The sequence below is a fragment of the Streptomyces sp. OR43 genome (assembly GCF_008042275.1).
GTDB lineage: Bacteria > Actinomycetota > Actinomycetes > Streptomycetales > Streptomycetaceae > Streptomyces.
In genome coordinates, this window is record NZ_RDBK01000006.1 from 50,001 (window position 1) to 51,570 (window position 1,570).

2 protein-coding genes and 1 pseudogene are annotated in these 1,570 nt (G+C 71.3%); 1 reads left to right on the top strand and 2 read right to left on the bottom strand.

The window, feature by feature from the left end:
- Nucleotides 1–155 (top strand): SDR family oxidoreductase (locus EAO72_RS03295; RefSeq protein ID WP_148015757.1); only part of this gene is annotated, 155 nt, incomplete at its 5' end.
- Between the two features lie 76 nt (nt 156–231).
- Here EAO72_RS03295 and EAO72_RS03300 read toward each other — a convergent pair.
- Nucleotides 232–678, bottom strand: a pseudogene (locus EAO72_RS03300) (thiamine pyrophosphate-binding protein); the annotation flags it as partial.
- A 34-nt stretch (nt 679–712) separates the two neighbouring features.
- Nucleotides 713–1,498, bottom strand: a complete 786-nt coding sequence (locus EAO72_RS03305) for an SDR family oxidoreductase (RefSeq protein ID WP_148015697.1) — start codon at nt 1,496–1,498, stop codon at nt 713–715.
- Between the last annotated feature and the right edge of the window lie 72 nt (nt 1,499–1,570).

A 1,570-nucleotide genomic window follows, 5' to 3' on the forward strand; every position in this document is an offset into this window, starting at 1 on the left:
CCGCACTCGCCGCAGACCGCGGCATCGCGCTCGGCCGCCTCGGCAACGCCGACGAAGTCGCGTACGCCGTCACCGCCCTCCTCTCACCCAGGGCCTCGTACATCACCGGCACCACCGTCGACGTCTGCGGCGGCGTCAACCGCGCCGTCGCGTAACCCACATCCCCACACCCCTTCAGGAGCACCCGACATGACCCGACCCAACGGCGGCGACCTGCTCGTCGAGACGCTGCGCGSCCGCGGCGTCGCGGAGGATGTCGCCGGCGGATGCGGCGTCGGTGACGGTGACGGCGTGGGTGGAGACCGCGCGGAGCATGCCGAGCTGATCCTTGGTCTCGTGGATGAAGCCGCGTCCGGAGCCGAGGTACTCGCTGTCGATCTGTCCGGTGATGTGGAGGACGGGGGTGCCGGAGCTCAGGGATTCGATGAGGGATCCTGCGGCGTTGCCCGCTCCCGTACCGGTGCTGGTGAGGGCGCAGCCGAGGTTGCCGGTGGCGCGTGCGTAGCCGTCGGCGGCGTTGACGGCCGCGGCTTCGTGTCGGACGGGGACGAAGCGGAGGTCGCGGTCGACGGCTTCGACGAGCGGCAGGTTGTGCACGCTGACGATGCCGAACACCGTGTCGACGCCGAGTGCGCGCAGCGTCTCGACGAGCAGGTCGCCGCCGTTGGGTCGGGTCATGTCGGGTGCTCCTGAAGGGGTGTGGGGATGTGGGTTACGCGACGGCGCGGTTGACGCCGCCGCAGACGTCGACGGTGGTGCCGGTGATGTACGAGGCCCTGGGTGAGAGGAGGGCGGTGACGGCGTACGCGACTTCGTCGGCGTTGCCGAGGCGGCCGAGCGCGATGCCGCGGTCTGCGGCGAGTGCGGTCTGCCAGGCGGTGTAGTCGAGGGGGCTGCCGGAGGCGGCGTAGCGGCGTTCCCACTGTCCGGTGTCGACGAGGCCGAGGCAGACGGAGTTGACGCGGATGCCGTCGGGGGCGAGTTCCTTGGACAGGGAGGTGGAGAGGTTGAGGATGCCGGCGCGGGCGGCGCTGGTGGTCATCAGTGCCGTCTCGGGTTGTTTGGCGAGGACGGCGTTGATGTTGACGACGGAGGCGTGGCCGGAGGCGCGCAGGTGGGGCAGGGCGGCGTTGAGGGGGTTGAGGACGCCGAAGAACTTGAGTTCGAGTTCGTCGCGCCAGTCGTGGTTGGTGGTCTCGGCGAAGGGTTTCATCCGGGAGGCGCCGGCGTTGTTGACGAGGCCGTCGAGGCCGCCGAGGTGGTCGGCCGCAGCCTCGGTGAAGGCCTGTACTGCGGCTTCGTCGCGGACGTCGCAGGGTGCGTGGTAGAGCGTGTCCGGGTCGGCGAGGCCGTCGAGTGCCTGGGTGAGGGCGTCGGCGCGGCGGCCGCAGGTGGCGACGCGGGCGCCCTCGTCGAGCAGCATGCGGACCGTGGCGAGGCCGACGCCGGAGCTGCCGCCGGTGACGAGGATGCGGTGGCCTTTCAGGCGGAGGTCCATGGGGTTCCTTGCGGGTCGGGGGTACGGGGTGGAGACGAGCCGGGGCGGCCCCGGCTCGTCTCCACCCCGTAC

What these genes read in the sequence shown, in the direction of transcription:
- EAO72_RS03305 (WP_148015697.1), bottom strand. Translation starts at nt 1,498, where the DNA reads ATGGACCTCCGCCTGAAAGGCCACCGCATCCTCGTCACCGGCGGCAGC.